Source organism: Brevibacillus sp. DP1.3A (assembly GCF_013284245.2).
Lineage (GTDB): Bacteria > Bacillota > Bacilli > Brevibacillales > Brevibacillaceae > Brevibacillus.
The window spans coordinates 4,141,235-4,164,464 of record NZ_CP085876.1; the positions used below are offsets into that span (position 1 = coordinate 4,141,235).

At 46.9% G+C, this 23,230-nt stretch carries 25 protein-coding genes; 3 read left to right on the forward strand and 22 right to left on the reverse strand.

The window, feature by feature from the left end:
• Position 1: 1 nt before the first annotated feature.
• From HP399_RS18825 to HP399_RS18840, 4 genes are all read right to left on the reverse strand, one after another.
• Positions 2-994, reverse strand: coding sequence for a thiamine pyrophosphate-dependent dehydrogenase E1 component subunit alpha (locus HP399_RS18825; protein ID WP_173620185.1), 993 nt, complete (start codon positions 992-994; stop codon positions 2-4).
• Positions 995-1,012: 18 nt separating this feature from the next.
• Entirely contained in the window at positions 1,013-2,434 is a 1,422-nt protein-coding gene (gene lpdA / locus HP399_RS18830; RefSeq protein ID WP_173620186.1) for a dihydrolipoyl dehydrogenase, read from the reverse strand.
• Between the two features lie 138 nt (positions 2,435-2,572).
• Positions 2,573-3,664 carry a Glu/Leu/Phe/Val dehydrogenase gene (locus tag HP399_RS18835; RefSeq protein ID WP_173620187.1) on the reverse strand — a complete coding sequence of 364 codons (1,092 nt, stop codon included), beginning with the start codon at positions 3,662-3,664 and terminating at the stop codon, positions 2,573-2,575.
• A 233-nt stretch (positions 3,665-3,897) separates the two neighbouring features.
• Positions 3,898-5,967 carry a sigma 54-interacting transcriptional regulator gene (locus HP399_RS18840; protein ID WP_173620188.1) on the reverse strand — a complete coding sequence of 690 codons (2,070 nt, stop codon included), beginning with the start codon at positions 5,965-5,967 and terminating at the stop codon, positions 3,898-3,900.
• Positions 5,968-6,184: 217 nt separating this feature from the next.
• Here HP399_RS18840 and HP399_RS18845 point away from each other — a divergent pair, with 217 nt between their 5' ends.
• Complete coding sequence (locus HP399_RS18845; RefSeq protein WP_007720834.1) at positions 6,185-6,445, forward strand: DUF2627 domain-containing protein; 261 nt, start codon at positions 6,185-6,187, stop codon at positions 6,443-6,445.
• Here HP399_RS18845 and HP399_RS18850 read toward each other — a convergent pair.
• From HP399_RS18850 to HP399_RS18885, 8 genes are all read right to left on the reverse strand, one after another.
• On the reverse strand, positions 6,442-7,365 hold the full coding sequence (locus HP399_RS18850) for a UDP-N-acetylmuramyl pentapeptide phosphotransferase (protein ID WP_228088286.1): 924 nt from the start codon (positions 7,363-7,365) through the stop codon (positions 6,442-6,444). The two genes, HP399_RS18845 and HP399_RS18850, sit on opposite strands and share 4 nt — an antisense overlap.
• A complete protein-coding gene (locus tag HP399_RS18855; RefSeq protein ID WP_173620190.1) occupies positions 7,347-8,039 on the reverse strand; it encodes a glycosyltransferase family 2 protein in 693 nt (230 codons plus the stop codon). Before HP399_RS18855 ends, HP399_RS18850 begins: the two co-directional genes overlap by 19 nt.
• Entirely contained in the window at positions 8,026-8,580 is a 555-nt protein-coding gene (locus HP399_RS18860; protein WP_173620191.1) for a copper transporter, read from the reverse strand. The genes HP399_RS18855 and HP399_RS18860 overlap by 14 nt, the downstream gene beginning before the upstream one ends.
• A gap of 25 nt (positions 8,581-8,605) precedes the next feature.
• On the reverse strand, positions 8,606-9,772 hold the full coding sequence (gene steA, locus HP399_RS18865; RefSeq protein WP_173620192.1) for a putative cytokinetic ring protein SteA: 1,167 nt from the start codon (positions 9,770-9,772) through the stop codon (positions 8,606-8,608).
• 110 nt (positions 9,773-9,882) lie between these two features.
• Positions 9,883-10,059 carry a DUF2759 family protein gene (locus HP399_RS18870; protein ID WP_144616167.1) on the reverse strand — a complete coding sequence of 59 codons (177 nt, stop codon included), beginning with the start codon at positions 10,057-10,059 and terminating at the stop codon, positions 9,883-9,885.
• Between the two features lie 116 nt (positions 10,060-10,175).
• Positions 10,176-10,979 (reverse strand): class I SAM-dependent methyltransferase, encoded by an 804-nt coding sequence (locus HP399_RS18875; RefSeq protein WP_173620193.1) that lies wholly within the window; start codon positions 10,977-10,979, stop codon positions 10,176-10,178.
• Positions 10,976-11,356, reverse strand: coding sequence for a VOC family protein (locus HP399_RS18880; protein WP_173620194.1), 381 nt, complete (start codon positions 11,354-11,356; stop codon positions 10,976-10,978). The genes HP399_RS18875 and HP399_RS18880 overlap by 4 nt, the downstream gene beginning before the upstream one ends.
• Entirely contained in the window at positions 11,340-12,149 is an 810-nt protein-coding gene (locus tag HP399_RS18885; RefSeq protein WP_173620195.1) for a class I SAM-dependent methyltransferase, read from the reverse strand. The genes HP399_RS18880 and HP399_RS18885 overlap by 17 nt, the downstream gene beginning before the upstream one ends.
• A 100-nt stretch (positions 12,150-12,249) precedes the next feature.
• On the opposite strand from HP399_RS18885, the gene HP399_RS18890 reads away from it, so the two are divergent.
• Entirely contained in the window at positions 12,250-13,116 is an 867-nt protein-coding gene (locus HP399_RS18890) for a LysR family transcriptional regulator (protein ID WP_173620196.1), read from the forward strand.
• A gap of 7 nt (positions 13,117-13,123) precedes the next feature.
• On the opposite strand, the gene HP399_RS18895 is transcribed toward HP399_RS18890, so the two are convergent.
• The 3 genes from HP399_RS18895 to HP399_RS18905 all read right to left on the reverse strand — a co-directional run bounded on the left by HP399_RS18895 (position 13,124) and on the right by HP399_RS18905 (position 14,990).
• A complete protein-coding gene (locus HP399_RS18895) occupies positions 13,124-13,981 on the reverse strand; it encodes a metallophosphoesterase (RefSeq protein WP_173620197.1) in 858 nt (285 codons plus the stop codon).
• Positions 13,974-14,552 carry a beta-class carbonic anhydrase gene (locus HP399_RS18900; RefSeq protein ID WP_173620346.1) on the reverse strand — a complete coding sequence of 193 codons (579 nt, stop codon included), beginning with the start codon at positions 14,550-14,552 and terminating at the stop codon, positions 13,974-13,976. The genes HP399_RS18895 and HP399_RS18900 overlap by 8 nt, the downstream gene beginning before the upstream one ends.
• A 114-nt stretch (positions 14,553-14,666) precedes the next feature.
• Positions 14,667-14,990 carry a hypothetical protein gene (locus HP399_RS18905; RefSeq protein ID WP_228088287.1) on the reverse strand — a complete coding sequence of 108 codons (324 nt, stop codon included), beginning with the start codon at positions 14,988-14,990 and terminating at the stop codon, positions 14,667-14,669.
• Positions 14,991-15,232: 242 nt separating this feature from the next.
• On the opposite strand from HP399_RS18905, the gene HP399_RS18910 reads away from it, so the two are divergent.
• Complete coding sequence (locus HP399_RS18910) at positions 15,233-15,661, forward strand: hypothetical protein (protein ID WP_173620198.1); 429 nt, start codon at positions 15,233-15,235, stop codon at positions 15,659-15,661.
• Positions 15,662-15,770: 109 nt separating this feature from the next.
• Here HP399_RS18910 and HP399_RS18915 read toward each other — a convergent pair whose 3' ends face one another.
• The 7 genes from HP399_RS18915 to HP399_RS18945 all read right to left on the reverse strand — a co-directional run bounded on the left by HP399_RS18915 (position 15,771) and on the right by HP399_RS18945 (position 23,107).
• Positions 15,771-16,142, reverse strand: a complete 372-nt coding sequence (locus HP399_RS18915) for a hypothetical protein (RefSeq protein ID WP_228088288.1) — start codon at positions 16,140-16,142, stop codon at positions 15,771-15,773.
• Positions 16,143-16,157: 15 nt separating this feature from the next.
• On the reverse strand, positions 16,158-16,436 hold the full coding sequence (locus HP399_RS18920) for a hypothetical protein (RefSeq protein WP_228088289.1): 279 nt from the start codon (positions 16,434-16,436) through the stop codon (positions 16,158-16,160).
• A gap of 993 nt (positions 16,437-17,429) precedes the next feature.
• Positions 17,430-18,218, reverse strand: coding sequence for a sporulation transcription factor Spo0A (gene spo0A / locus HP399_RS18925; protein ID WP_007720793.1), 789 nt, complete (start codon positions 18,216-18,218; stop codon positions 17,430-17,432).
• Between the two features lie 258 nt (positions 18,219-18,476).
• Positions 18,477-19,811, reverse strand: a complete 1,335-nt coding sequence (spoIVB, locus tag HP399_RS18930; protein WP_173620199.1) for a SpoIVB peptidase — start codon at positions 19,809-19,811, stop codon at positions 18,477-18,479.
• Positions 19,812-20,053: 242 nt separating this feature from the next.
• Entirely contained in the window at positions 20,054-21,778 is a 1,725-nt protein-coding gene (recN, locus tag HP399_RS18935; RefSeq protein WP_007720789.1) for a DNA repair protein RecN, read from the reverse strand.
• Between the two features lie 16 nt (positions 21,779-21,794).
• Positions 21,795-22,244, reverse strand: coding sequence for a transcriptional regulator AhrC/ArgR (gene ahrC, locus HP399_RS18940; protein ID WP_007720787.1), 450 nt, complete (start codon positions 22,242-22,244; stop codon positions 21,795-21,797).
• Between the two features lie 5 nt (positions 22,245-22,249).
• Positions 22,250-23,107: an NAD(+)/NADH kinase gene (locus HP399_RS18945; RefSeq protein ID WP_173620200.1), complete on the reverse strand. Its 858-nt coding sequence runs from the start codon at positions 23,105-23,107 to the stop codon at positions 22,250-22,252.
• Positions 23,108-23,230: the final 123 nt, after the last annotated feature.

The window sequence follows — 23,230 nt, forward strand, 5'->3', positions numbered from 1 at the left end:
CTTATTCCCCGTATACGTATGTCATAGTCGATTCTGGTGTTGGATATGGCGCGTTTTCTGCATATTCAGTGGCTTCATCTACTTCTAGCTGTACGCGAGCAAGCATATCTGCTTCCTTAGGTTCATCCAAGAGTCCGATCTCTCTTAAATACTCAGCGAAAACAATCAGCGGGTCCTTTTTCTTCGCTTCTTCCACTTCTTCTCTCGTCCGATACACACGGTCGTCATCGTCGCTGGAGTGCGGAACAAGGCGATACATAACGGCCTCGATCAGCGTTGGCCCTTGACCACTGCGAGCACGTTCAACCGCTTCTTTCATGACACGATATACTTCAATTGGGTCGTTTCCGTCTACACTGACTCCTGGGAAACCATAACCGATCGCACGGTCTGCTACACTTTCACAAGCCAACTGCTTTTTCAGTGGTACAGAGATCGCGTATTTGTTGTTTTCGCAGAAAAAGATAACCGGGAGCTTGTGGACACCCGCAAAGTTGGCACCTTCGTGGAAGTCACCCTGGTTGCTGGAACCTTCGCCGAACGATGCATACACAACAAAATCTTTTTGCTTCATTCTACCTGCCAAAGCCATACCCACTGCGTGCGGCACTTGGGTAGTAACAGGGCTTGAGCCCGTCAAAATATTGTACTTTTTGCCACCGAAGTGACCTGGCATCTGTCTTCCACCGCTATTCGGATCTTCTGCCTTTGCAAATGCGGATAGCATGCAATCACGGGCTGTTTGACCAAAGACTAGCACTAAACCAAGATCGCGATAGTACGGGCACAAGAAATCCCTGTCTTTTTCCATCGCAAAAGCTGCCCCCACCTGAGCTGCTTCCTGACCCTGGCAGGAAATCACGAACGGTACTTTGCCCGCACGATTCAACAGCCATTGGCGCTCGTCAATTTTTCTGGCCAATAGCATGTAATAATACATGTCAAGGACTTGCGCATCGGTCAATCCCACTTGCTCATGTCGCTTGGTTGTCATCGTTACATTCCCTCCTTGCTAATTGTGTATCGCTTTTCCGTCGACAGCCTGCGCTGCCTCCATGATTGCTTCTGATAAGGATGGATGCGGGTGAATCGTCTGACCGATCTCCCACGGAGTCGCATCCAGTACACGAGCCAAGCCCGCTTCAGAAATCATATCTGTCACATGTGTACCGATCATGTGAACCCCTAACAAATCATTGGTCTTGGCATCAACGACCAACTTCACAAAGCCGTCATTCTCACCGTGGATCAGTGCTTTACCTAATGGCTTAAAGCTGAACTTGCCGATTTTCACATCGTAGCCTTGTTCTTTTGCTTCTTTTTCAGTGAGTCCGACATTTGCGACTTCAGGTCGGCTATACGTACATTTCGGAACCTTGGTGTAATCCATCGGGTGCGGGTTTAGTCTAGCCATGTGCTCTACCGCAAGTATTCCTTCATGCGAAGCAACATGCGCCAATTGCAGACCGCCAATAACGTCACCAATCGCATAAATATGAGACTCTGCGGTCTGGAAAAATTCATTAACCACGACTACGCCACGCTCGACTTTGATTTCGGTTGCTTCCAAGCCGATGTTTTCTACATTCGCTTGGCGTCCTACTGATACGAGTACCTTTTCGGCTTCGAAGGTTTGGACCCCATCCTTGACTTCCGCCTGAATAGATACTTTGCCTTCCCCTTTTTCCAACGATTCAGGCAGCACCTTTGCTCCCGTTACGATGTTGACTTTCCGCTTTTTCAAAAGACGAGCCAATTCCTTGCTCACTTCTTCATCCTCAAGCGGCAAAATACGGTCGGCGTACTCCACAACAGTTACTTCCACACCGAAATCATTGAGCATGGAAGCCCACTCAATCCCGATGACACCGCCACCAACGATGACAACTGAAGCAGGCAATTGCTCCCACTGCAACGCTTCATCGCTTGTTACCACATAAGATCCGTCGATGACCAAACCTGGAAGTGTGCGTGGACGAGAACCTGTTGCCAGCAAAAGGAACCGTGGAACGATCATTTCTTGATCCCCGTTTTCCTTTTCAATGCGCACAGCACCTGCCTGCGGAGAAAAAATGGAAGGCCCCATGACTCTTCCAAAGCCTTCAAAGACAGTAATGCTGCCTTTTTTCATCAAGTATTGAATCCCTTTGTGAAGTTGGTCGATAATGCCTTGCTTTCGCTCTTGTATTTTTGTGAAGTCATAGCCTACAGTACCTGCCGAGACTCCGTATTTGTCAGCTTCCTTCAGGGTGGAGAATACTTCTGCACTGCGCAATAGCGCTTTAGATGGGATGCAACCACGGTGTAAGCAAGTACCACCGAGCTTTTCTTTTTCCACGATTGCTACCTTCATTCCCAACTGGGAAGCGCGGATTGCCGCTACATAACCGCCGGTACCTCCCCCGAGGACGACTAGATCAAACTCTTGAGACACCACGATCTCTCCTTTCATTCGGAAAGCTAACCTGCGTATTTACGAGAATATGAATATTCAAAGAAAAACGTTTATGTATTCCTGACCGCCCTCCATAGAAGAGCGGACAGGAGTATGAACTTTATAGAAGAAACGAGATTAGCGCTTGTAAACAGTCTTGCCGTTTTGCAGGAAAGTATTACGTGATCTTGCAACACTTGCAATGCGCTCTTCCGCCATGCGGTCAGCAGCTTTGTAGGAAGCCATGCCATCACGTTCAGCGATTTCGTAAATTTTCAGGATGCTGTCATAGATTGTTTCTACTTTTTTCAGTGCACGCTCGCGGTTGTAGCCTTGCAGCTCATCTGCCACATTGATTACACCACCAGCATTGATCACGTAGTCAGGCGCGTAGATCATACCCAACTCGTGAATTTGGTCGCCGTGTCTCTCTTCTTTTAGCTGGTTGTTAGCTGCCCCTGCAATCACTTTTGCTTTGAAGAGTGGAATGGTGTCATCGTTGATGATTGCACCCAATGCGCAAGGAGAGAAGATATCGCACTCTACGCCAAAGATCTCGTTAACGCCTACTGCTTTCGCACCGAAATCGTTCACTGCGCGATCTACGTTTTCTTGATTGATGTCCGTTACGATCAAATGCGCGCCTTCTTCATGCAGATGGCGGCACAGGTTGTACGCTACGTTTCCTACACCTTGTACAGCAATCACTCGTCCGGAGAGAGAGTCGGAACCAAACGCCAATTTAGCAGAAGCTTTCATTCCGCGGTAGACACCGTAAGCTGTGACAGGGGATGGGTTGCCACTGGAACCGAATGCTGGAGAAACACCTGTGACGAAATCTGTTTCCAAGTGGATCATATCCATGTCTGCTACCGTTGTGCCTACATCCTCAGCTGTGATGTAACGGCCATTCAGCCCTTGAATATAGCGACCGAAAGCACGGAACAGCTCTTCGCTCTTATGCTCGCGCGGATCACCGATGATGACTGCTTTACCACCACCGATGTTCAGTCCAGCTGCAGCGTTTTTGTAAGTCATCCCACGACCGAGACGGAGTACGTCCACAATCGCCTCTTCTTCTGTTTTATACGGCCACATGCGCGTACCGCCGAGTGCTGGTCCTAATGTCGTATCATGAATGCAAATGATTGCTTTCAAACCGGAATTTTCGTCTTGGCAAAATACCAATTGCTCGTAATCGTACTTTTGCATGTAGTCAAAGATGTTCACTGAAGAAACCTCCCTAGTATCTTTCGTTTTCCGCTTAAGTAAGCTGGCGTAACAGTGGGCTCCATTTGGAGAATTTCCCGTCAAGAGGTATATGCAAAAGTCATGCCAATAAAATCAAACTCATGAAAGCGCTTTATTTACAAGAACGTGGAATGAGTATCCCGACGTCAAGTCTGCATTTTTTTGCATATACGCGCAAAGATTTGCGTGCAATATTTTGCACAGTCACTTCGTTACTCTTCCTGCACATCCATGATGCCCAATTTTTCCATCTTGTAGTACAAACTGCGAATCGCGATTCCGAGGCGTTTTGCTGCAAGGGTGCGATTGCCTTTGGCTGCTGCCAGTTCCCGCAATATGTGCTGACGTTCTGCCTTTTCCACCGCTTCTTTTAACGTGGTACCAGTGGAACCCTCATGCTGGGTCTCTTCCTTTTTGGTCGAAACGATTCTTCTTTCCAGTGGGGGTAAATGTTCCGGCATAATGATTCGCTCGTTGATCCGCATATGAATCATCGCCCTGCCCAATACATTTTCTAGCTCGCGTACATTTCCTGGCCAGTGATAGGACAGAAGCATCTGCAATGTTTCTTCATGCAACTCTTCTACATTTCTACCGTACTCCACATTGGCTTTTCGTAGCAGGTGCATAGTAATCGGTTTAATATCTTCCAAACGCTGTCTGAGTGGAGGGATATGAATCGGCACGACGTGGAGACGATAGTACAGGTCTTCACGGAAACGTCCCGCTCCGATCGCAGCCTCCAGATTCACATGAGTAGCCGCAATGACGCGAACATCGATGTTGATCGGCTTCGTTCCACCGACTCGCACGACCTCTCGCTCCTGCAGGACGCGCAAAAGCATGACCTGCATGCTCATGGACAGTTCGCCGATCTCGTCCAAAAAGATTGTTCCACCGCTGGCCTCCTCAAACAGCCCCCGCTTGCCTCCTCGACGCGCACCTGTAAACGCACCTTCTTCGTAACCGAAAAGCTCACTCTCCAGCAGGCTCTCTGAGATCGCTGCACAATTGACCCGGATAAATTGGTTGTATTTTCGTTCACTTGCGTTATGTATGGCGTGGGCAAACAGTTCTTTCCCCGTTCCCGATTCCCCACGGAGAAGGACCGTTGCTGGTGTTGACGCCGCTTTTTTGGCTTGCTCGATCGCTTGCTGCATGGACTCGCTATAGCCGATAATGTCTGCAAAGCTATATTTTGCCTCCAGATTGCGGATGATACGACGAGCTTTCTCCAGCTCTTCTGACAGGCGCTTGAATTCGGAGACATCGTGAATGACGCCCACGCTGCCTTTCAGCTCCCCATCGACCAGAACAGGTGCAACATTGACCACGACGTCCTTGCGCTTTGGTCCCAATTTCATGGGGGCGCCTCTCACTGCCTTCTTCGTTTTCAAGACTTGCATGTGCATGCTATCGCCTTCAGAAATATCTACCGTCGCTGGTTTCCCGATAATGTCGTCTTGCGAAAAACCCGTAAGCCTCGTGTAGGCCGGGTTGATCAAAAGTCCATTCCCGTATTGGTCAACGACTGATATTGCTTCGTCCGATGATTGAATAATCGCTTGCAGCATGCTCTGCAAATCTTTCAAGTTCGTCACTTCTTCTGCCAACGCCATGATTTCTGTAATATCACGGAAAATGGCAACAGCTCCGACAACTTCTCCTCGATCATTGCGAACAGGCACACGGTTTGTAATAATCCGCGTCTGATTCGGCAAAACCTGCTCCTGATTCAATTCGGGAGAGCCTGTCTTTAATACAATATGTAACCGAGTGTTCGGTATACGCTCCGAAACTTTTGTATCCAGCACTTCACTCGCCTCGATGCCCATCAATCGCTCTGCGGCTTTGTTGAACAACGTAATAACTCCTTGGCGATTGACCCCGATAATCGCGTCATGCGTAGAGTTCAACATCGTTTCCCGCTCCCGCTGATTTTGCATCAAGACCGCAATCAGCTTATCGCGTTCCCGAATCAATTTCATGACGATTCTCGTAAACGTTCCTGGGATGAGCACTGTCTTATCTTTCTTTAATTGCCTGAGATGCTCATACTCCCCCAGGTCCCCTGTAGCTTCTAAAATGACATCCAGATCCTCATCCAAATAAGGCCGATAATCGTGATCGACGCGAATCCCCAATGATTGGGCCAGTAGTATGCCTGGGGCGTCTGGCCGTTGATCGACAACAGCAACGACTTGTAATCGGTCCATCTGGTTTAGCATCCGCAGGAGTGCTGTTCCACCACGTCCCGCACCAACGATGAGCAGCTTGTGCATGCGAGAGACCCCTCACTTTTTGAACAACCTCTTTACGATCTTACTCGTTACCATTGTACTCCAACAAACCGTTGATGGACAGGCGTTCTTCCCTAACGTGCGCTCGTTCGTGTGCAACAGGTACGGTGGACAAGGCTGTTCGCATCCGATATGATGAAAAGACCGTACTGTAGAAGTTGTAGTTCGTTTACGCCTTGGAGAAAGGGGTGAAAAACCCTTGGTATTTCAGAAAATCATTGCACTCTTAATTATGGTAATTCCGGCGGCAATCGCCATGTACGGAATCAAGTTAATCCGTGACGCATTCTTCTACTCTGCCTCTCCGGATGTTGGATTTTTATGGGGAAAACTCATTCTAGGTATACTGGCTTTCGCCATCCCTGTATGGTTTATCGCCGGATTTATTCTCCACCACGAACGCAAAAAAAATCGCGTACAGCCCCGTTTCATGGTTCCTGAACCTGATGACGAGGACTAGACCAGACCGGACGAGCCAGTCTGGTTTTTTTTATTTTCAGCTTCTGTAACTCTCCCCCATTGATCGAGTCGACGGAGCCAGCCGACCTGTTCGATGACGCGGGAAAACGAGCAAAATTCTGCCGCAACCTGAAGACACAGGAAAAGCACGAGCATAATCGTCTGTACATAAATCGATGTCCCGATGACAAAGGAAAAGCCTACTGCAAAACCCAAGGTATTCGACCCTGTATCTCCGAGCATGATTTTGCCGCTAGCATCATGGGGAAACATGAGCATGCTTACCATGAAAACAGGGATCAAAAAAATCCAGTTTGCCATCGCCGCACTGGCTCCTAATGTCCATATACCAAAAGCTCCTGCCAGTACAGTCAGGCACCAAAACACTTTGATCGCCCGTGCTGGCCGCAAATCAAACAAGTTAACGATATTGGGCGAGAGTGCAAGTAGACCAAAGGAAACAATACCGGCCCCTAACGAGTTCGAAAGAGTGAAGGAAAGACAAAAAGCCGTGCTTGTCCCACCTATCAGCTTCCACATGCCACTGGTCATTCGCCTCTCTCTCCAAAACACACCGAAATGTCCACGAAACCCTTTTGCATCCCGATCTGATGCGCGATCATCACGCCATCCCCAAAAGGCCATTGCGATCATACCTGTTAGAAATAAAAATCCGTTCAGGAGAAGCTCGCTTTTGGCCCCTCTGAGCAAAAGTAGTCCGATCAGCACTATCCCGGTTGTAGCACTCGTACATACGAGGATGAGCCCCCCCGCTGTCAGTACTGACTCTCCATCATAATTGAATCGATTCATCCCCAGGGCTTTGAGCTTTTGTATGCCGATTTTATACAGCGGACGGTCAAGCATCAGCGGAATAACGACCGCGACGAGCATCATGAGCATCATGATTTTCGTTTCCACTCCTGCCCCTCCCACCATTTCCAGCATAGCGTTCGGCTAATCGCGACAAACTCTTTCCCGCGATGACAAAAGCCTGCCCAATCGTTTTTCGTTTCACGATGCGAAAAAAAGACAGGGACCTCTGCTACACGATACCCTGCCCGCAAGGCATCGACAGTGAGACCCACCTCTATACCAAATCCTTTATCCTGACTGCCCAATCGGTTAAGAAGCTCGCGACGTATTGCCCGTTGTCCCGACAAAGGGGCTTTTGCTTCAAAACCGGTCAACACCCGGATGCCTTGATGAGCCAAGCCTTTTGCTAATCCGAAACCTGCTTTCACTTGCGGAGGTGGAAGAACAGCTATCGCCATATCACAGACATCTTGTAGCACCGGCGTTAGCAAATGTGCGGCTTCTGCTGCGCTGTCTCGCAAATCACCGTCTAGAAGCATGATCACATCCCCACTAGCGCACTTCCAGCCCAGTTGAACAGCTGCACCTTTCCCTTGATTGCGCGGCGCTCGAATCACCATATCGGCCCACTTGCTTGCGATGTGTGCCGTCTCATCTTTGCTGCCATCATCAACGACGATTAGTTCATCACAAAAAAAGCGTTCACGGATGGCACGGAGTGTTTCACCAATGGAAGCCTGTTCGTTGAACGCTGGGATGACAACGCTAACTTTTTTCACGCGAGCCCTTCCTCTCAGGCAATCTATTTTGCACTTGCTCCAAAAGTGCCCATTGTTTTGCAGGAGAGTCAGGCACTTCTACGACCTGTATCCAGGAATTCACTCGTTTTTCCCGTAGCCATAGCGGGGCTTGCCTAGCTACAACCAAAAGCACCCCATCTTCCCAACTGTTTCCCTCGCGATATGAAACCACTTCCATGCCTACTGAATGCATCAGTTGCTTAATCTGTTCAGCAACGTTGCCATCCTCCTGCCAAACATACAGCTTGCTTCCTGCAAGTTCATCCACATAGCGTACGCTCATGAGTTGGACGACTTCTTGGTTGCTGCGAGCAACTTCCTTGAGCAATCGATTCATTTGCTGTCTTAATTCATGGTTGCTTTTGAGAGCGCGATCGTACTTTGCTTCCATATTGGAAAGAATGCCTTTTGTTCCTTGCGTTATCCATGAATGGCCTGCCGTCCCTCCTAACAAGATACCTACCCCAAGTGCGACAAATATGGCAGCCAGTGAAATCAAATGATAGCGGAAGGGTATCATGTCTACCTCCATGAAAGTGCGTTGTTCATAAAGTCCATGTTCGCCACTGGGTCCAAATCATCTGTACAGCATGACGGGCGATCGGATTAATGATGAGCGCGGCTGAAACAGGGAGAAGCATAGCAACTAAACACCAACCCCACAGCTTCCATGACTCGCTCGGCCGATAGAGATGACTGACTCCTTTGGCATCAATTAGCTTTGTCCCAATCTTCGTGCGGACCAATAACGTGCTCGCCATACCTTTGCGGCCTTTTTCCAGAAAATCAATCATATTGGTATGGGCACCGATCGTGACGATCAGTTCTGCCTCCTTTTCGTACGCTAACAGCATCGCCACATCTTCACTCGTACCAGGCGCTGGCAAGACATGATAAGGCAAACCGAGTGCTTTTACGCGAATCGTTCCAGGTGCTGTTCCATCCACAAAAGCATGTACGACGATCTCAGCTCCACTTTGGAGTGCTCTGTCCGAGACGCTGTCCATATCTCCCACAATCAGGTCTGGACGATACCCTGCTTCCATGAGGGCATCTGCACCGCCATCGACCCCGATCAAAACAGGTCGATATTCCTGAATGTAGGAAGATAGCGTCAGTAAATCCTCTCTGTAATGTTTTCCGCGAACGACGACAACGACATGTCGCTGTTCCATTTTTGTATGTAATCGCACATGGCAAAGTGGTTTTAAAAATAGGTCTTTTTCCTTACTGGCGTACAAAAGTGTATTGTCGATAAACGAAGAGAGTGTGTCATCCAACTTATCCTGCGCTTCATGCCATCGCTTCAAAATAGAGGGAACTGTCACCTGCTGCAGCCTACATACTTGGACCCACTTCTCTTCCAATAGGATGTACAGTTTTTCTTCGCGTATCGTTGCATACTTGCCTTCGATCCATTCCATGAACGAATCCGACACATCTACATCCAGTACCTCATAGAGTGTGACACCGTTTGTTAAAAGTTGGCGAGCTCCTTCAGCCGGATATTGCCCCGTCATGAATGGAGAAAGGTTGAGGACGACTTTTACCCCTCTTTCCAACAAGGACTGTGCTGCTATCTCATCAACGTCCGGATGATCAATGATGGCGATATGATGGGAGTGGAGACGTTTGCACAACTGCTTCGTCTTCAGATCAGCTGCTACGACAGCCGTGTATGAATGTGCTGTAGAACCTTTTTGTTTGCCCACGTTTCCACCTCCGCTTTTAGTATGCTAAATATTTCCTTGCACAATGCAAAAAAAAAAGAGGCTGTGCATCAAATGCACAACCTCTTTTAGCGAAGCGTTTTCAGTTTAATCTACGCACCTTTGACCAGGTAGTAAATGATTAAACCATCTGCGAACAGGAAAACCATCAAAGATACAAAGCCAAATAAGATTGCAAATGTGTTTTTCGCTTTGATGGAACTCAAACAGCCCCAAGCAATAAAGAATGTGAAGATAAACATCAGGATGTCAAATAAAACGATTTTCATAAACGACAACTCCTTCACCATGATGACGCAAACCGGAATACAATGGCAATTCCATTATATAGCTTCACGTATTATGAGACAAGCATATCCAAATTTGTGAACAAAAAGTTTCACAATTATTTCCCTTTTATTGTGCCACAAGTTGCGTTGCCTATCCATATACTCCAGCAATCTTGCTCATTCCATTTTTCTTCACTGACTACATGATCATGGATGGTGTGAACAAGGTCCTTCAGTTCCGCATCAGACAATTCATGCAGAATGGAGCGGCCTTTTCTTGAAAGCAAGTCAGCTTCCAATTCAGACCAGCTATCGTATTCACGTCTTGTCTCCCATAGCGTTGTCTTGTTCACCTGGTCAAGCCCCGCGAGCTTCATAGTGTTCTGCACCGTTGTATCATCCGGTCTACGCGTCTGTTCTATCGTTAGCAAGCGCGGGTATCGGGTAAAGAAATAACCGCGAAAATGAGTCGGCGAGGCTGGCATTTTGACATCGTCCATCGTCCGATCTTGGATCAGGCAAATTCCGCCAGGTGCCAATAGCCTGATCACTTCTTTAAAAAATTTCTGCAAGTCTTGCTCTGGGAAATGATGGATCAAGGCGCGAGCGAATACAATATCCGCACACTGACTCGGCAAGCCTGTTGCGCGGGCATCCCCCTGTGCAAACGAAATCTTCGGATCGTCAGCGCATTGCTCTCTCGCCGCTTCTACCATCACGTGGGAAAAGTCAATGCCCGTGACAGAAGCAGCGCCTAGCCCAGACCAAGCCTTACTGTAAATTCCACCGCCACAACCGATGTCCACGACATTTTTGCCCACCGGATTGACAAGTGAGAGGATCGTCTGTCTCCACGAGTCGTCAGCGGTTCTCCCTGTATAGCTCAACTGGTTTTTCTCAGCGTGAAAATCAATTGTCATTCCTGTTTCGCCTCCATGAACTCCAGTCGGTTTCCAAATGGGTCCTCTGTGAAAAAGCGGATAAGGTGAGGAATTTCTTCGTCAATTCGAAAAGATACCCCATTTGCTTGCAAATGCCCCATCAGCGAACCAATGTTTTGCACAAGGAACGCCGGATGTGCTTTTTTCGCAGGAATGAATCCTTCCTCTACGCCAATATGAATCATTTGGGCGCCACATTGGAACCATACACCACCTCGAACAAGCAGCTTCTCTGGCTTTGGAACCTCCGCCATTCCTAAAAGCTCACCGAAAAACTTGCGCGCTACGTCCTCCGTTCCTGCTGGTGCTGCTAATTGTACATGGTCGAGTCCAATCCATTCATGCTTTGTTGTCATCGTCTTCATTTCCTCCTCTTTTTTTGCAAAGAACCATCCATTCGTCAATCTGATGGGTCATTACTCTGCCTTCGTTTGTGGTAAGCCCTAGATATTCCTTTTGTTCGTCTGTAGCGTTCAGCAGCATTTTTTCTACGGCCGCTTCCTGCTCAGATGATTCGGAGGTGCGCTGAACCCATGGTATAAATTCAAACCTTTTTTTGCGTTCCTGCTGCTTTTGTGTAATCAAGCCATTCACTTCAAACAAAGCGCGCCATTCACTTACGGAAAGACAGCGAACATGACTGGGATCGCGTGTTTTCTCTACTTCATTTATGAATGCCGAGAGTGACGACTCCTCAGGTGAAACGTTGTCGATGAAGAGAAACAACCCACCAGGGGTCAGCACGCGACTCACCTCACGAACAAAAGCCGCCGGATCGGGAAAATGATGAGCCGCGATTCGGCATGTGACCATCTCAAATGATTCATCGAGAAACGGGAGAGATTCTGCATCAGCCTGGACATACATCACATTATGGACAAGTGCTGTATCATTGGCCGCAGACGCCGCCATGAGCATCGAGCGAGTCAAATCCGTGGCGACGACCAAGCTCACATGTGGAGCCAATGTCCTCGCTACGTGCCCACCGCCTGTGGCGATATCCAGTGCCCGCCACTTCTCTGCTGGCTGCATCCACTCCACCATCAGTTCCAGGTCGCTGCCATTTGCATGCGTTTTGCTTTGCACGTATTGCGCTGCATTTTTTCCAAATTGCGCTTGAACAGCTTGTTTGATCTCCTCATTCTTCATCGGGAACACCTCCTGCCTACATCATATTCCAATGTTTGTCATCTTTGTTATAGAATACAGATAACTAGTTATCGAGAATTTGAATAGGAGGCAATTCACAATGGATCGAGAAAGTCTTGAGGTATTTTTAACGATTGCTCGTCATGGATCGATTAATCGCGCTGCACAAGCATTATTTTTGGCGCAATCAACATTGACGCACCGATTGAAGCAGTTAGAGCGCCAGGTTGGGACTGCGCTTTTTGTTCGCACCGCTTCTGGAGTGAGTCTTACAGGCGAAGGACGTCGGTTACTACCGGTTGCGACGAATATCGTGGAGCAAATGCGCTCCTTTATCCAAGAGAAAGAACAACGCCAATCGATGAACATCGTCGCAGGAAAAGCTTTTGTCGCCTATGAGCTGCCACGACTGATTGGAGAGTACCGGATTGCTCATCCGGGCTTTACCTGCTACGTCCGCTCTACGTTGTACGAGGAGTCCCTCAGCGCTCTGCTAACGGGAACGGCCGATATTGCTTTTCTCGGGAGTGAAATGTATCATCCGCACATCCATCAAGAATTCCTTCCCAGTGATCGGCTCCTGCTCGTCATGGCGCCCAACCATCCTTGGGCAAGCGGGTTTCCAGGTTTTCAGGCATGGGGAACCGAGGAAATGATTGTGTTCGGGAATCACACCGCTCCTTATCGCCAACGGATTGACCGCTATTTGGCGCAGCAGGGAGTTTTTCCGAATATTATTATGGAATTGGACAGCTTCAATGCTGTTAAAAAAATGGTCGAACGGCAGCTAGGGATTACGATCCTGCCGGAAAGAACCATACAACAAGAGCTAGCGACCGGAAGATTGATCGCCTACGATATCGCAAACGGCGAATTAGTGCGCCCCACACTCATCGCCTACCTGCATCCAAAAAAAGAGGACGATGCTTTCCAGCAATTCGTCCAATGGATCAAGGAACATTATTAACAAAAGTTCAATGGAGTGTGAGTACCGTAAGCTCCGGGCGGCAAAATAAACGAACAGGCAAGATCGTCGTACCCAACCCTCTGGTGGTGTACACAGCCATGCTACCTACCTGATACAGTCCTTGTACATATTTACGCCCGTATTGCGGCGCCAAAAGATGACCAATGAAAGGCAAGCGCACTTGTCCGCCATGGCTGTGGCCGGACAGTTGGAGATGTACAGGGTGCTCTGACGCAATATCAGCAAAATCAGGCTCATGCACCAACAAGATAACACTGCCCTCCGGCGGGATATTTTCTAGCGCCCTTGGAAGATCAGGTACACCATAGAAAAGGTCATCCACTCCCGCCATGTATAACTGCTGGCCATCTTTGTGTACAACCACATGCCGATTATCCAACACTTCGAATCCAGACGCGACTAATCCATCCCGAACTTTTTGTTGTTCACCAGCTCGATAATCGTGGTTGCCCAAAACGGCGAATTTGCCTAATGGAGCTAGGAGCTGATTGAAAAGGGGAACGGCGGCGAATAGAGGTCGCGTCACTTCATCTACGATATCCCCTGTGAAGCAAATCAAATCTGGTTTTTCGCTCTGGATCAAGGCAATAACCGACTCCAACTCTTTCGGTTCAAAATAATGACCGAGATGGACATCACTGAAATGAATGAGCTTTGTCCCCTTAAAGCTTTCTGGCAATCCCGGTATCGTGATGGACAATCGCACGATATCTAGCGCTTTTCGTTCCCATAGATGACCGTACACGCCAGTCGCTATACCGAGACCAATCAATCCCCCTACCCATTTCGTGAGTTTGTGGAGAAATGTTTTCCTTGAAAGGGGAGCAAGGTTTGGATCATTCACTGTCTTTCATTCGCTCATACCCATTCACGACAACGTCCAATCTTCCCGTCACCGGGTCAATGAGTAAGCCATGTACCTCCACATTCGGTGGGAGGAGCGGGTGATTTTTAATCGTTTCTACGCTATTTTTCACACTTTCTTCTACTCGATCGAATCCGTGCAGCCATTTATGTAAGTTAATCCCTGCATGTTGAAGCGTGGAAAACGTTTGAGCCGAGACTCCTCGCTCCAGCATCTTCTCCATCGTGCGTTTGCTGTCGATCGCACTCATCCCGCAGTCATAATGCCCGACGACCATCACTTCTTCGGCATTCAATTCGTAGATCGCAATAAGAATACTACGCATGATACTCCCAAAAGGATGGGACACGATTGCGCCGGCGCTTTTTACGTGCTTGATATCCCCATTGCGCATGTTCATGGCTTTCGGCAGCAGTTCAACCAAACGGGTATCCATACAAGACAACACGACCAATCGTTTATCAGGAAACTTGGTGGTTTGGTACTTTTCATATTCTTGGTTCGCCACAAATTCATGGTTAAATGCGAGAATTTCATCCAAATTGCGCACTTTCACAGCACCTGCCTCGCTCTTAGTAGTATGTATTTGTATCGTATGCTTTTCTATTTTACATAGTTGGATCAAAATCTCGCAAGGGACTGTAGCAGTTTCTTATCAACTGGTTCATTTTGTCAGGATGTAATGTTTCTCGCCTAAACGAAATTTTTTGGGTGAAAAGAGGTCCACAATCGTCGAGTAAATTGGTTCTCTTTTCGTGAATTTCTCACCTATACATAGACCATACAGTTCTACCTGCGTCTTATCGTGATCAAGCAGCTCCTCGCACCAAGCACGTAGATGCATCATTCTGTCCATGCTTTTTTGATAGTCCTCTACGTATTTTTGATAATAACGAGGCCTCTCCTCTTCTGGATACATCCCGAGTTTTACTTTATCAGGATGCTTGGAAATGCTAAATCTGCAAGCGCAACCCTCTTCGGTTGTCACCCACCAAGCCTGTTTTTTGGAAAATGCTTGAAAAAATAAGGGCTTTTTTCCCGTGACAGTTTGCCTGTCAGAACATAAGGGGAAAGTAGCGGCTTAGGTTCAAATCCCGGTGTTTCTTTTATCATGACGAATAATTCCAGACACATTGGTTCAATTCCTCCGGAAAGAGTACTTTTTTAGTTATAGTATAAATTTACTAACTTTGGTAAAATCATTAAAAATATAATTAGGAGAGTTGCAGATTGAAATTAAGACTAGCCTTAATACTTGCACTAGCACTAATCCTTCCAGCCTGTAGTGAAACTGCAAACACACCTGAAGTACCGTTACCTACCTATGTATTAGCCATTGATCGATTTGACGAAGGTACTGGAACGTGGTTCGTTGCTTTGTCAACCGAGTCGAATGATGAAAAGGAATTACGTGCTCTCGTGGAAAATACTCGGACCTTAGCAAAAGACAAGAAAGAGGAAGTTAACTCCATTTCTGTGTCAATTATCAAACCAGATGGAATGATTCCTCCCACTGTTACGGCATTTGGCAGAATTGCCTTGACGAGTAAAGGCATGGAACAAACCGGATTGAGTAGTACCTCCGAAATACAATTTGAATATAAAAATGCTCCCGCAGCAAACCCCAAGCAACCACCTACTACAGAAACATCTAAATGACCTCAGTGATTCTATTAAATAAAATTGTGTAATGATAATCAAAGCCAGGGGTAAAATACCTTGGCTTACCTCTTGCCCAGAGACACATCTAAGTTCATTAGTCCATTCATCAGGTTAAAACTTGGAATAGTTTTTCTAATTGTTCCATATTAGCGAATGACTCTTCAATCGATAAAAAGGATAATAGGCTAATTGCTTTATGGGCTTTATCTGCCGCAAACATTTTGTGATGACCATCCAATAAAAAATGACTATAAACCCATATCTCATCATAATGATTTAACGGATATTTTATATCTAGGAAAGAAATGCTCAACGCTGTTGGTGTTTCTTTTACATTGTCTTTGTAATCATTAATGGCTATAGGATTTAATGATTCACTGGGTTGGATGGGTACTATATATTCTTCAATTTTCTTCAGACTGCTTATATTCCTTTTCCCCGCCTTATAGAACTCAGTCCCATGTGCCTCTCTTTTCATCCTAGGATACACTTTCTAATGACCATTGGGAATGAGACAGGATAAATCAGACATGAAATCTTGGTCCAGTGTAATTATCCCTTGATTTAATTTGTTGGATATTTTTGTTGAGTTTTTCATATCCATTCCTGAAGCGATGGCATAAAAAAGACAGGTTTCACAATCTATACCTGTATTGGCGATATCTTTTCCCTCAATGGTTAGATACCTTTGACGATAACCAGCCCTCTTATACTCAATTGGTGATGTAGAAGAACGAATACTAATTTCTTTGTAGGACAATAGTTTGCTCATTTATTTTTATCTCCGATTGAAATAATGATCAGTATTAACCTTTATATTTAGTTGGGTTTTCAACATAACTCTCGATAACATAGCCACAATTTGTACAGATTCTATGAATGATCGCAGAACTAAGCGGAAAAATCTTGCCTATGGGTAATACTCCCGCATGCCCAGACTGCCTCCCTTCCCCAATCTCTTTACACCCACATTTTGAGCATTGTTCTGTTGGATTTTCCATTTTGCACCTCGTTTTTATTCTGTTTAGAATATAATTATAGATGATGAAAACCATTTTTTGTTAATTTTCTAAGAGAAGTGGGACGATAGAGTCTGCATCCGCCTGTGTGTTCGTGATTATCGCGTTCCGATAATAAACGGCATGTTCGAGCTCCTTTCGTTGAGATAACGCAAAAAGCGCGGTACCATTACGGCGCCGTGCGTGTATTTGGGTGAAACGTTTAATCGATTCGTCCAATCAGGACTGGCCATATAGTCATTTACTACAAAAGGTGCGTTACTTTCACGAGGGAGTGAAGACATGAAACGAAAGGGTAATAAGAGAACCATTCGACATGTACAGTACGACAGGTATCCGAATCCATACGATCCTTATCCACCTTATCCGTATCGCTGGTTTTCAAACTTTGACATTTGCGTCATGGAACGAAAACGGTGTGAAAGGCGTTGTTCCTTCATGACTGGCTATGAAAACGTCTTGTGTAACCAAAAGTGTGCGGAGGAGTTTGTAGATTGTCAAGAAATTTACGGAGGAGACTGAATCACACTAAGATAATTAGGGGCAGTTCTTCATATACTGTTGCCCCTTATACATACTTCCTCGAATATGCTTTCAAGTACCTACACGATCAGATGTACTTACTATGCTTATGTACTTTGTCGGACTAAAGCGTTAGTACAAATAAAAAGAAACGCCACCCAATTCGGGCAACGTTGCTTTCAAATGTGCATTCGGTTAAACTCGTCTCAACTAAAGACGCGATCCTAGCTAATCTTCGCCTCAATCCGCAGCTTGTCCGCCACCATGGCAATAAATTCGCTGTTGGTCGGCTTCGCCTTGGTGTTGGAAATCGTATAACCAAACAAGCTGGAGATGGAGTCCAAATTACCACGGGACCACGCTACTTCAATCGCATGACGGATGGCACGTTCTACACGACTTGCGGTTGTATTGAATTTCTTGGCAATGTCCGGGTACAGGACTTTGGTAATCGAACCGAGCAGCTCAACATCGTTGTATACCATTGTAATCGCTTCCCGCAAATACAAATAGCCTTTGATATGAGCAGGAACTCCAATCTCATGAATGATGCTGGTGATGCTCGCGTCCAAATTGCGTCCGCGGATTTGCAAGGTAGCTTGCGGTTTTACAGAAGAAACAAAAGAAGAGGCTGGTTTGGTTGTAATGATCTGACGGATGCGCTGAGCCAGCACCTCCATATCAAACGGTTTCAAAATGTAGTATGCTGCTCCCAGTTCTACTGCTTTCTTCGTAATCTCTTCCTGCCCGAAAGCAGTCAACATAATAATTTTAGGTTGAGGACTTAAGCGCATGGCCTGAATTTGCTCCAAAACAGCCAAGCCATCCAGATGTGGCATGATGATATCCAAAATTAATACATCGGGTACACGTTCCTGCAGCAGTCGAACTACCTCATTGCCGTTGTAAGCAACACCCACAACATTCATGTCATACTGGCTACTGATGTACTCTTCCAACAGATTTACAAATTCACGGTTATCATCTGCCAACAACACTTCAATCTTGCTCAAGGTCGTTCCTCCTAACAATGGACGGTCTTTTGGAAAGAAGGTGGCGTTCTAGAGGTAACAAATCTAAAAGGATTAGTCCATACCATCTTTTCTCTACAAAAATTATTCGACAAAGCAAATTCCATTCCTGCCAATGACGAAAGATTGAATGATTTAACTGATATTTCGACAAAGAATCCTTACATTTCTAATTGATTCGTCAAAGGACTGCAAAAATCGAAAAAGCCGCCTCGCTTCGTTCGCGTGACGGCACTTCATTCAGGCAGCTTTGGTTGTATTGGTTCGAGATTCGGCATTACCTCGCACATTCACGCCAGCATCCTGAAGCATCCACTCAATGTAGCAACCGTATCCCGAAGTAGGATCATTGACAAACACATGCGTGACGGCACCGACGATCTTGCCTTTTTGAATGATGGGACTGCCGCTCATTCCCTGTACGATGCCACCTGTCTTTTCCAAAAGGCGTTTGTCCGTGACTTTAATAATCATCCCTTTGGTTGCAGGAAAATGCTGCTTGACCACGTTTGCGATCTCAATATCGAACTCTTCTACCTTCTGACCTTCCACGACAGTAAGAATTTTGGCTGGCCCTTCCTCTACCTGCTCAGCAAGAGCGATTGGTAACGGCTCCTGGTAATAGCTGCGTTTGGGCTCATCCTTCATTTTGCCGAAAATGCCAAAAGGGGTGTTTTTGGTTATATTTCCGAGAACTTCACTTTCATTGTAGAAACGTGCAAATTTCTCCCCTGGGTTGCCACTTTGTCCTTTTTCAATCGATGTGACACTTGCTTGCACGATCTGGCCATCTCCTACGACAATGGCTTGACCAGTATCAACGTCGGAAATGACGTGCCCTAATGCCCCGTACGCTTTGGAATTCGGATCAAAAAAGGTTAGTGTCCCTACTCCTGCCGCTGAATCCCGAATATAGAGACCCATGCGATATTCACTGTCTTTTTTGTCTTTTGCCGGATGCAAAGTGAGCGAAAGCTTTTCCTTGCCACGAACGACAAGCAATTGAACGGAATGATTCTTTTTGCCCGTTTCGTTAATCAATTTCTTTACGTCGTTCATGTCATTGATGTACATGTCGTTCATTTTGATAATCATGTCACCGACGTGTATACCTGCCTGTTCACCTGGAGAAAACTTGTTTTTACCATCGTCAACTAAATGATGACCGACAACCAAAACACCCGCTGTTTGCAGCTTCACCCCGATTGACTGTCCACCAGGGTACAACCGCAGATCTGGCAATACATTTACTTTTACAGCAGTCAGCGGAATGTTATGCCACTTCACCTGCAATTGGGCTTCCCCAGCCCTACGCGGTTCAACGGACATAGGCCTGCTCAAATCAACGGATACCTCTCGCGCCTCTGTCCCGTTAACGTGCAAAATATCAGGATTGCTATTGATTAGCGTGCCCATTACCGGCACAGAGACCCGCAGTTGTTCGAGGGACCCTTCCATCAAACGCAATTCACGGGGAAAGGAGGACAGATCGCGGAACGGGGTGGAACTCACGACAAGCGCCGTGATGAGGAGAAGGAGACTTCCCATCCATTTTCTTTTGTTTTGTCGGATCACCAGTAATCACTCCTACCGTTCCCTACCTACACCTACAAAACAAAACGGTCAGGTCCGTTTTGATTGACCGCAAGCGGTCATGAGGGACACCTCCACCTTGTGTACCTTTAATGTTGCCACCAGCGAAGCGGATTATGTCAGGAAAATAACCCACTCTGAACATTAGAAAACCAGGCATCACCAAGCCCTTGGCGAGTCCATTGCAGCACTTTTATAAACGAAAAAAAGACTGCCAACTTAAATTAGCTGACAGTCTTTCGTTCACGGCCGAGAAGGATCATCTCTCGCGCATGTTCTTCTGTTTTTGCTGTTACCTCTGCCCCGCTTAGCATACGAGCCAGCTCTGATACCCGTTCATCATCAGACAAACGATTCACCCGCGTCTCTGTTTCATTCTCGCTCATTTCCTTTTTGATCAGAAAATGCGCGTCTGCCATGGATGCTACCTGTGGCAAGTGCGTAATGCACAGGACTTGGCGCTGCCCAGCGACTCGGGCGAGCTTTTCTGCAATCGCTTGAGCGGCTCTTCCGCTTACTCCCGTGTCGACTTCATCAAAAATAAGGGTCTCCACTTGATCAGTACCCGCCAAAATTGTTTTAATGGCCAGCATGACGCGAGACAGCTCCCCGCCGGAAGCAATCTTCGCCAAGGGACGCAATGGCTCACCCGGGTTAGGTGAGATTAAAAACTCGATCTGATCCATTCCGTTTGCATCTACAAATCGCTTGATTCCGTCAATTTCTACCCCGTCATCATCCGGCGTCTGTCTGACATCAATGGCAAAACGAGCACGCTCCATGTGCAGTTCTTTTAGCTGCTGCTCGATTTCTTGTGCGAGTTTCCCTGCGCATTCGGAACGAATGACCGACAACTCCAATGCCTCCACTGCCAAATCGGCTGCAAACTCCTGCAATTGCTTTTCCACCTGCTGGAGGCGGTCTTCGTAGTGATGCATATCATCCAATTCATCCTGAATCGTGGCAGCGTACTCCAAAATGTCGTCTACACTTTTGCCATACTTGCGTTTTAACGACTGAATCTGATCAAGACGGCGTTCTACTTCTGCCAACTGCTCCGGTTCAAAATCCATTTGATACGACAATTGACGAAGGTTATGTACCACATCTTCTATCTGATAGTATGCCGATTGGACCGTCTCCAAAATCGGAACGAGCTGTTCTTCGTAGTTCACACCACGCTCGAGCTCTCCCATCGCATGTCCTAACCAATCCATGCCCTTTTGGTCACCATGCAAGGCGCGATATGCATCTTGAATCGTTGAATAAACTTTTTCAATGTTCATCCACTTTTTCCGCTGCTGCAAGAGCTTCTCGTCTTCACCAGGCGTGAGGGTTGCCGCCTCAATTTCATCGAGCTGATATTGCAATAGATCCATACGCTGTACCAGCTCACGATCATTACGTGCCATACGCTCCAGATCTTGCTTTGTTTTGCGGTAAGTAGCATACAGGGTGCCGTACTCTTGCTTCGCAGATCCCAATGCACTTTCCCCATATGCATCGAGCCAATTGATATGCTTGTCTGACTGCATCAGCATATGCGTATCGTGTTGACCATGCACCGTAACCAGCCATGGCCCTAACTCACGCAGCATAGCGAGAGTCACGAGCTGGCCGTTGATTCGAATAATGCTCTTCCCTTGATTCGATATATCTCGGCGTACCACGAGCATTCCGTCTTGCTCAATCTGGACACCGACATTCTTACAAACGTCAAGTCCAGGATGACCAGGCGGCAATTCAAATAGCCCTTCCACTTCTGCACGAGGCTCACCGTAACGAACAAAATCAGCCGAAGCCCGGCCTCCTAATAGCAGTCCAAGCGCATCGATAATGATGGATTTACCAGCACCAGTCTCCCCTGTCAGGATGTTTAAGCCTTTTTGGAAAGAGACCGTCACTGATTTGATGATGGCAAAATTTCGGATCGAGAGTTCCACTAGCATCGCAAGCGACCACCTTCTACAACATTTCCATTAAGCGTTTCGTCACTTCATTGGTATTTTCTTTGGAACGGCAAATAATCAGGATGGTGTTGTCGCCACTGATTGTCCCCATGATTTCTTCCCATGGAAGGTTGTCAATCAGTTCAGCTACCGCATTCGCATGTCCCGAAAGTGTCTTCAGTACAATAAAATGATCAGCTTGGTCAATGCTAATAAAGGAATCCACAAGCATGCGTTTCAGCTTTTGCAGTGGATTGAATTTTTGTTCAGCAGGCATTGAATACTTATATCGTCCATCAGGGAGCGGAACTTTTACCAAGTGTAGTTCCTTGATGTCTCGGGATACAGTCGCTTGCGTCACGTTAAAACCAGCAGTCCGCAAGCGGTCCACCAGCTCATCCTGTGTTTCCACCTCTTGATTGCTGATGATATCCCGAATACGAATATGTCGTTGCCCTTTGTTCATATGGATTACTCCCATTCCCCTTGTAATTTCGTTCGTATTGCTTCGAAAAAGCCACCTTTTTTCCACTTAATCAGCGGGGTAACACACGGTGACTTTTTAATGTAAATCTGATCGCCGCCCTCGAGTCGATAACCAAACTGCCCGTCAATGGACAGTCCCATCTCTTGATGAATGGCATCCACTTCGACCCGGATCGTTTGATTGCCTGACAGTACCAATGGCCGGGCCGTCAAGGAATGAGGAGCCACTGGCGTCAGTAATAGCATGTCCACATTGGGCGCCACTATTGGACCGCCTGCAGAAAGCGAGTATGCCGTTGATCCTGTTGGCGTAGAGACAATGACACCATCTCCGCTGAACGTCGCGACGTACTCATCATCCAGAAAGACTGCACATTGAATGATCCGACAAAATGACCCTTTTGCAATCCCAATATCATTCATGGCTGTGTATGTCCCCAGTGCGGTTCCTTTTCGCACCAAACAAGCTTCCAGCATCGCTCTTTTTTCAATGTCGTACTTTCCAGAAAGGAGATTGTCTACAGCCTGAGGTAGATGTTCCGGTTCCGCTTCCGACAAAAAGCCCAACGTGCCTAAATTAATTCCAAAGATCGGGATAGAGTGACCGGCAAGCTGGCGAGCAATTCTGAGTAGAGTGCCATCGCCCCCTAATACACAAACCAAATCCGCCTGCATCCCCATCTCTTCTACAGAAGCGCCCAGTTCTGGATGCCCTACATCTGATGCGACATGTTCATCCAGGAATACCTGCGCCCCTCTGTCCTCAAGTAAATACAGCAGTTCCCGTGCAACGATACGTGCTTCGGGTTTTCCTTTGTTCGCTATGATTCCAATTTTCTTCACGTGGTCCACCCCAAAACTGGTTGGTTGGAAATCCTTCTTGAACAACCTCATATACAAGTATACAACTTCACATGCATAAATAAAAAGCCTCGATTGTGACAAAACTCCCGAGGCTTTGGTTTT

Coding starts and splice junctions, on each gene's coding strand:
- HP399_RS18875 (WP_173620193.1), bottom strand. CDS start 10,979: ATGACAATTGATTTTCACGCTGAGAAAAACCAGTTGAGCTATACAGGG.
- HP399_RS18870 (WP_144616167.1), bottom strand. CDS start 10,059: ATGAAAATCGTTTTATTTGACATCCTGATGTTTATCTTCACATTCTTT.
- recN (WP_007720789.1), bottom strand. CDS start 21,778: ATGCTAGTGGAACTCTCGATCCGAAATTTTGCCATCATCAAATCAGTG.
- HP399_RS18840 (WP_173620188.1), bottom strand. CDS start 5,967: ATGCACAAGCTGCTCATCGTTGGTGCGGGACGTGGTGGAACAGCACTC.
- ahrC (WP_007720787.1), bottom strand. CDS start 22,244: ATGAACAAAGGGCAACGACATATTCGTATTCGGGATATCATCAGCAAT.
- HP399_RS18890 (WP_173620196.1), top strand. CDS start 12,250: ATGGATCGAGAAAGTCTTGAGGTATTTTTAACGATTGCTCGTCATGGA.
- HP399_RS18915 (WP_228088288.1), bottom strand. CDS start 16,142: ATGAAAAGAGAGGCACATGGGACTGAGTTCTATAAGGCGGGGAAAAGG.
- HP399_RS18885 (WP_173620195.1), bottom strand. CDS start 12,149: ATGAAGAATGAGGAGATCAAACAAGCTGTTCAAGCGCAATTTGGAAAA.
- HP399_RS18880 (WP_173620194.1), bottom strand. CDS start 11,356: ATGACAACAAAGCATGAATGGATTGGACTCGACCATGTACAATTAGCA.
- HP399_RS18860 (WP_173620191.1), bottom strand. CDS start 8,580: ATGATACCCTTCCGCTATCATTTGATTTCACTGGCTGCCATATTTGTC.
- HP399_RS18825 (WP_173620185.1), bottom strand. CDS start 994: ATGACAACCAAGCGACATGAGCAAGTGGGATTGACCGATGCGCAAGTC.
- HP399_RS18920 (WP_228088289.1), bottom strand. CDS start 16,436: ATGAGCAAACTATTGTCCTACAAAGAAATTAGTATTCGTTCTTCTACA.